The organism is Streptomyces sichuanensis, assembly GCF_020328095.1.
Lineage (GTDB): Bacteria > Actinomycetota > Actinomycetes > Streptomycetales > Streptomycetaceae > Streptomyces > Streptomyces cinnamoneus.
The window spans coordinates 20,575-27,442 of the sequence record NZ_JAIXMK010000132.1 but is presented as its reverse complement, the minus strand read 5'-3'; the positions used below and the strand labels follow the sequence as shown (position 1 = coordinate 27,442).

Sequence of the window (6,868 nt, the reverse complement as noted above, 5' to 3'; positions counted from 1 at the left end):
CGCCCGGCGCCGGGTGGCCGACGGGCGTCTCGGGCGCCGGGGCCGGGGTGGCGGCACCCGGCTGCGGGTAGCCGTAGCCCCCCTGCGGCGCGGGCGGGGCCGGCGCGACACCGGGGTGGGCCTGACCGCCCTGGGCGGCCGCTGCGTGCGGGGCGTCCGGGGTGGGCGCGGTGGGGTAGCCGTAACCGCCCTGGGGGGCGGGCGCGTTCGCCGCCGGAGCACCTTCCGGTGCGGGGTGGCCGGGGTAGCCGTGGCCGGGCTGCGCCTGAACCTGCGGGGCCGCGTCGGGGCGCGGGTAGCCGTAGCCGTCCAGGGGCGCCGGTGCGGGCGCGGTGGGGTAGCCGTAAACGCCCTGGGGCGCGGGCGGGGCCGACGGGCCGTAACCGTTCTGCGGCACGGGTGCGTTCGGCGCGGGCATGGCGGGCGCACCGAACGGCGCCGGGGCGGCCGGGTAGCCGTATCCGCCCTGAACGGCATCCGCGGCGGGCGGGGTGGCGGGCGCGGGGGCGCTCGCGGCCTCCGGGGCCACGTACCCGGCACCGGACGGTGCGGCCGGCGCCTCGGAGCCCGGGCGGTCGCCGTCCTGCGCCACCACGGACGCCGCAGCGTCCGCCTCCGGCGTGGCGACAGCCGGGGAAGCGTCGCTCTCCGCCGCCGGGGCCGGGGCCGTGGGCTGCTCCGCGCCGGCCGTCACGTTCGACAGCGCGGCGTCGTCGCCCGTCCCGGCGGTGTCCGGCGTCCCGGACGCCGCGTCGGCCGCCTCCGGGGCCGGCGCGGGCGCGGGGACGGCACCCGGCTCGGCGCCGGTCACGGGGCCCGCGACGGGGGAGCCGTGCGCGCCGTCGGGCGCGGTTGCGCCGAACGGGGCGTCAGTGACGGCGGGAGACGTCTGGGCGTTCTGGGCCACGGGCGGCCAGGCGGCGGGCGGCGGGCCGGGCGGGACCGCGGGCGGGAAGTTCGGGGGCAGCGGCGGCAGCGGGACCTGAGGCGCCGCCGGAGGCGTCCACGCCTGGGCGGGCTCGACGGACTCCACGGGCGTCACGGGCGCAACAGACTCAACCGGCGTCACGGACTCAACGGGCTCAACCGGCGTCACGGACTCAGCGGGCGCAACGGGCTCAACCGGCATCACGGGTACGCCCGGCGCGGCTGCCGCATCCGGACCGGCCGCGCCGCTCTCGCCCAGCGGCGCCGCGGCCACGGCCTCCCCGGCGGTGCCGCCCACGGGGGAGGCGGCGACGGACAGCGGCTCGCCGGTGGGCGGCGGGGGAGTCGCCGGAGCCGCCGCGGCGGCCGGGGACGTGCCCTGCGTGTACCAGGCGGGCGGTGTGTAATCGATCGTGAATTCACCCGTGTGTTCGGGTTCGTGCTCGTGTTCCGGCGCGTGCGCGGCGTCGGACCGGTCCTCGCCGGCTGTCTTCCCGGCCGCGCGGATCTCGTCCCGATCGCTGCTCACAATGCCTCCTGCTGGTGTGGTCCGGCGCCCGTGGATACCTCTGGCGGGGCCGACCGTTCCTGACGCCCCGATCGCCCGGGTTTCCCCTCTGACACGTGTTCTGTCACGTGACAGGACTGGCTTCGGGTTCTCCAGTGCGTACGTTCATACAGACTAATCGTCATCCGCAACGCTGCGGCAGGCCCGCCCCGTCCCACCCCTCACCCCCGGTGGGACAAGGCTTCCCCGAAGGGCCCCGGCGACACCGCGGGTGCCGCCCGGCCGCTGCCGAGGGAGCGTCACTCCATGCGCCGCGCCGGGCCCAGGAGCCCCGCCTCCGGCTCGGTGGGCTGCGTGGTCACGTACGTGTGCGCCGAACGGGTGCACCACAGCGTGACGCCGTCCGGGAGCGAGGAGAGCGCCTCGACGTCGTCGGGCCCGAGATTCATGGACCGGCCGATCTGCCGTGCCTCGTCCGGCGCGACGCGCTGGACGCCGACGAGGTCCGCCCCGTCCAGCAACCGTGCAGTCGTGGGCCCGGGATAGGGCAGAAGGGTGATGACGGACTGCCAGGGCGCCGAGCCGGCCCGGCCGCGCGGGGGCCGCGCCCCGCAGTCGCGGACGACGAGCACCGGGCTGTGGACGGACGGTCCCTGCGGGGGCACCCGGCCGACGTCGTGCAGCGTGATGGACTGCTGGCCGGTGTTGGCCGACTGCGCGAGCGCCGTCCACAGCTGCCGCCGTCCGGTCTCGACCGCGACCCGGGCGCCCGTGCCGACCGCGCGCAGCGCGATGACCTGCGCCGTCCAGGCGCTGCCGATGAGGACGGCGTCGAACGCCGTGGGACGGGCCAGCCCGAGCACGGCCGGCGCGCCCTGCCCGTCGGAGCCGATGACGACCCCGTCGTCGCCGACGGGCAGCGACAGCGCCTCGAAGTCCTCGGGCGACAGCTCGTGCCGGCCCCGGCGCGGGCCGATCAGCCCGAAGCCGAAGCGCGGGCGCCGCGCTCCGGCCGGCGGCGGTGCCGGCGTGCCCCCTGCCGGAGGTGCGGAAGCGGGCGCGGGTGCGAAGGCGGACGTACTCATCAGCGGGTCCCTCCGAGGGGCAGTGTGGCGAGGACGCCGGGCACCTGCTCGTGGTCCAGCCGCACCAGCCCGGCCTTCACCGCCCGCGCGGCCCGCTCCAACTCGCGGCGCACCGCGGCCAGTTCGTCCGCACTGCGCCCGCATATGCGCACATGTCCGGCCAGTGTCGAGGCCGGGCGGCCGGTCGCCGTCCCGCTGCGGCCGAGCGTCAGGCTCAACGTCGTCGACAGCGCCGGCAAGGACGTCAGCAGCGCGGCCAGCTGCGGAAGCGCGGCGCCGCCCGCGCCGAGCCGGGGCCAGCGGCTCACCCAGTACGTGGTGTGCCAGCGGTCGTCGCACCGCCAGGCGCGCGGGCCCTCCACGGTCCGCCGCGCCGGCGCTGCCGCACGGCTCGCCTGGGCCGTGGCGGCGGGGTTGACGTCGGCGGCCACCGACAGGGCGGCCGTCAGCCCGTCCTCGGACAGCAGCGTCGCCGCGAACCCGGCGCCCTGCAGCCGGCTCGCCAGCTGCTCCGCGGCCCGCAGCACGCAGCGCCGCGCGCCCTCGGCGCCACCGCCGCGCGCTTCCACGGCCGCCGGGCACAGCTCGGGGTCGAACTTGAGCGCCACCCACGTCTGGCGGACGGCGGGCGAGCCGGTGAGCGCCTGCAGCGGGGCGTAGTTCCGCGCGGCCAGCGCCTGGCCGGGCAGGTGCGGAGCGGGCGCCGGCAGGGTGCTCTGCACCACCTGGACCGACTCCAGCCGGATGCCGTCGACGTCCATGGCGTCCCGCAACAGCCCGAGCGGCAGCGCCTTCTCCACGCGGTCCGCGCGCAACGGCCTGTCCACGGCGTCCACGCGCAGCACGGCCGTCAGGAACGTGCCGTCACCGACCAGGCCCACCGGGCGCCGCTCGCGGTCGGCGAAGGACTCGCAGCGCAGCGCCGGTTCGCACTCCACGAGCGGCGCGAGGCGCGGGTCGGTGCCCGCGGCCACCGGCCCGGACGCGGCAGCCCTGCGCAGCCGCCGCCGCAGCCCCGCGGCAGCGGTCAGCCACTCGGTGACAGGACGGGAGCCACGGCGCACCACGGCCGGCAGGAGGAGCAGCACGCCCAGCACCACGGCCGGCACGAGCAGCAGCCCGCCCGCGACCCAGCCGGCGAGCACCACGGCCGCCGCCACCTCGGCCAGCACCACCTGGTGCAGCCGCACCGGCCCCAGCGTGCCCCGGCCCGGCGCTCGGCGGGGGACGACCGCGCCCGCCCCGGCCCGCGGGCCGTTCGCAGCCCGTACGCGCGTCGCGGCAGACATGACCGTCAAGCCCCCTCATTCAACCCGGAATGCATGCACGGAAATCGGTCGCCGCCCCGGCCGGTACCGTCCCCCGGCGACAGGTGCCGATCACCTACGGGCATAGTAGAGGCTCGGTCCGACACCGGGCCCGATAGGGCGGCGCCGGGCGGCCGAGACGAAGCCGCAGCGAAATACCGGGGGAGAAACGGCTCGACATGGCATCACGGCGGGATGAACTCAACGCCTACACGTTCGCGAAGAAACGGACAGTTGCCGCCTTTCTGCAGCCCTCGCCCAGCGGCTCGGAGGAGGGCGCGCCGCGGCCGCTGCGCACGGTCCTGCCCGGCCTCGTCGCCGGCGCGCTGCTCGTGGCGGGCTTCGGCGCGTGGGGCGTGTTCAAGCCCGTGGCCCCCAAGGGCTGGGACGACGTCGCCGGTCACGTCATCGTCGGCAGCGACTCCACCACCCGCTACGTGGTGCTGAAGACGGACGGCAGGAAGCAGCTGCACCCCGTTCTCAACCTCGCCTCCGCCCGGCTTCTCCTCGCCCCCGGCAAAGGCCAAGTGATCAAGGTCCGGGAATCCGAGCTCGACAACGGGCATATTCCGCGCGGCCCCACGCTCGGCATTCCCTATGCACCGGACAGAATGCCCTCCGCCGCACAAGCGGGCAAAGAGAAGCAATGGGCGGTCTGTCAACAACCGGGCGGCAACGGTAAAACCACGCAAAAGGCGGTTTTTCTTTTCTCCGCGGACGACCCGAAGGCCCGGCAACTCACCGGCCCGCACCGCCTGCGCGGCGGCCAGGCCCTCTACGTCCAGGGCCCCGACGACGCCCGCTACCTCGTCGACCCCAAGGGCACCCGCTACCTCCTCGGCGGCCCCGACTGGAGGAGCAAGGACGCCGCCGACCACAACCTGCTGCTGCGCGCCCTCTTCCACGACGGCGCCCAGCCGCAGCGCGTGACCAAGGAGTGGCTGGCCACCCTCGACGAGGGCGCGCCCATCACCTTCCCCGAACTCCCGGGCACCGTCGGCGCCCCCGCCGGCGTCCCCACGCTCCACGGCGGTGCGGGCCGCGTCGGGACGATCCTCCAGGCGCCCACCGGCACCACCACCCAGCACTACGTCGTGCTGCCCGGAAAGGTCGCCCGCGTCTCGGAGTTCGTCGCCAAGCTCCTCCTCAGCAGCCGCACCCTCGCCTCCCTCGGCCAGGCCGGCACGCCCCAGCGGGTGAGCGCCGCCGACTTCACCCCCGACGCCGAGGAGTTCTACGGGGACCGGCACTGGCCCGCGCAGGTGCCCCGCCAGGCCAACTCCGGCGACCCCGCGGCCGGCGCCGACGCCAACGACACCGTGTGCAGCCTCTTCGCGGGCCTCGGCTCCGACGGCAGGCCCGACCTGGGCGTCTGGGCCGGCAAGGACTACCCGGCGACCATCCCCGACGGCGCCACCAGCGCCTACGTCACCCCCGGCTCCGGGCTGCTCTACCGTCAGGTCACCGGCCGCCAGACGCAGAGCGGCGCCGTCTTCCTCGTCACCGACACCGGACTGCGCTACGCGGTGCAGTCCAACAACGACAGCGCCACGGTCACGTCGAAGATCGGTGAGGAGCCCGCGCAGGACGCGCCGTCGACGGCCGGGGCGGACCAGGCCCGCGCCCGGCTCGGCTACCAGGGCGTGCGGCCCGTCGCCGTCCCCGCCAACTGGTCCCAGTTCCTGCCGACCGGGCCCCGCCTGGACACCAACAGCGCCAAGCAGCCGCAGGGTTCGTAGGGGGACGTCCGGATGCGAACGACCGCCATGCTGACCGCCGCCCTGCTCGCCACGCTCACCGGAGCCGCGACCGGCGCCGCCGCCGCTGCCGCGAGCGACGGCGCGGCCGGCAGCGGCACCACCGACGCCCCCTCCACCGCCCACCCGGCGCTGGACGGCAGCGGCGAGTGCACCTATCCCGCCAAGCCCATCAAGGGCACCCCCTGGTCGCTCCAGCGCGTCCTCCTCGACCAGCTCTGGCAGGACACCAAGGGCAAGGACGCCCAGGGCCGCCCCGTCCGCGTCGCCGTCATCGACACCGGCGTCGACGTGACGAACCCGCAGCTCAAGGACGCCGTCGACGTCAAGGCCGGCACCGACCTGCTCTCCGGCGCCCAGGACGCGGGCAAGGGCCCCACCACCGACCCGGTCGGCCACGGCACGAAGGTCGCCGGTATCATCGCCGCCCGCCCCTCCGCCGGCAGCGGCTTCGTCGGCATCGCCCCGGAGTCGGTCGTCATCCCCATCCGGCAGAACAACGAGAAGGGCGACGGCACCTCCCGGACCCTCGCCGTCGGCATCAAGCAGGCCGTCGACGCCGGCGCCCGCGTCATCAACATCTCCCAGGACACCACGACCCCGCTGCGCCCCGACTCCGACCTCGAACGGGCCGTCGAGGACGCCCTCGCCCGGGACGTCGTCGTCGTCGCCTCCGCGGGCAACGACGGCGCCGACGGCAAGTCGAAGGCGACCTACCCGGCCGCCTACCGCGGCGTCCTCGCCGTCGGCGCGTCCGACCGCAACAACGAGCGCGCCCCCTTCTCCCAGTCCGGCGACTTCGTCGGCGTCGCCGCGCCGGGCGTCGACATGGTCTCCACCGTCCCCGGCGGCGGCCAGTGCGTCGACAACGGCACCAGCTTCGCCGCCCCCTACGTCGCCGGGGTCGCCGCCCTCATCCGGGCCAAGCACCCCGACTGGAAGCAGTACCAGGTCGTCGCCCAGATCGAGCAGACCGCCGAACGCCCCGCCAGCGGCCGCGACCGGCACATCGGCTGGGGCGTCATCGACCCGGCCCGCGCGCTCACCGAGGACGACCGCCCCCTCGACCGCGTCACCACCCCCCAGGGCCCGGCACACGCCGTCGCCGCCCCCCGCCCCGCGGACGTCCCCCTGGGGGAGACGCCGCAGGAGCGACAGGTGCGCCTGGCCACCTACACCCTGGGCGGCACGGCCGTCCTGGTCGCCGTGATCGCGGGTTCGGCCGTGGTCGTACGCGACCGTCACCGACGCCGCCTGCCCTGAGGGCGGACGGCACCGCACGAA

The 6,868-nt window shown here is 76.2% G+C and carries 5 protein-coding genes; 2 read left to right on the top strand and 3 right to left on the bottom strand.

The annotated features are described in order from the left end of the window. From LE181_RS27495 to eccE, 3 genes are all read right to left on the bottom strand, one after another. On the bottom strand, window positions 1–1,456 hold a 1,456-nt coding region (locus LE181_RS27495; protein WP_308103487.1), incomplete at its 3' end, for an SCO5717 family growth-regulating ATPase. A 278-nt stretch (window positions 1,457–1,734) separates the two neighbouring features. After that, complete coding sequence (locus LE181_RS27490) at window positions 1,735–2,520, bottom strand: hypothetical protein (RefSeq protein ID WP_225664204.1); 786 nt, start codon at window positions 2,518–2,520, stop codon at window positions 1,735–1,737. Then, a complete protein-coding gene (gene eccE / locus LE181_RS27485) occupies window positions 2,520–3,809 on the bottom strand; it encodes a type VII secretion protein EccE (protein ID WP_225664203.1) in 1,290 nt (429 codons plus the stop codon). The genes LE181_RS27490 and eccE overlap by 1 nt, the downstream gene beginning before the upstream one ends. Before the next feature lie 197 nt (window positions 3,810–4,006). Between eccE and eccB the strand changes: the two genes are divergently transcribed. Both eccB and mycP read left to right on the top strand, forming a co-directional pair. Beyond that, window positions 4,007–5,566 carry a type VII secretion protein EccB gene (gene eccB / locus LE181_RS27480; RefSeq protein ID WP_225664202.1) on the top strand — a complete coding sequence of 520 codons (1,560 nt, stop codon included), beginning with the start codon at window positions 4,007–4,009 and terminating at the stop codon, window positions 5,564–5,566. 12 nt (window positions 5,567–5,578) lie between these two features. Further along, window positions 5,579–6,847 (top strand): type VII secretion-associated serine protease mycosin, encoded by a 1,269-nt coding sequence (gene mycP, locus LE181_RS27475; RefSeq protein ID WP_225664201.1) that lies wholly within the window; start codon window positions 5,579–5,581, stop codon window positions 6,845–6,847. Window positions 6,848–6,868: the final 21 nt, after the last annotated feature.

Coding starts and splice junctions, on each gene's coding strand:
- LE181_RS27490 (WP_225664204.1), bottom strand. CDS start 2,520: ATGAGTACGTCCGCCTTCGCACCCGCGCCCGCTTCCGCACCTCCGGCA.
- mycP (WP_225664201.1), top strand. CDS start 5,579: ATGCGAACGACCGCCATGCTGACCGCCGCCCTGCTCGCCACGCTCACC.
- eccE (WP_225664203.1), bottom strand. CDS start 3,809: ATGTCTGCCGCGACGCGCGTACGGGCTGCGAACGGCCCGCGGGCCGGG.
- eccB (WP_225664202.1), top strand. CDS start 4,007: ATGGCATCACGGCGGGATGAACTCAACGCCTACACGTTCGCGAAGAAA.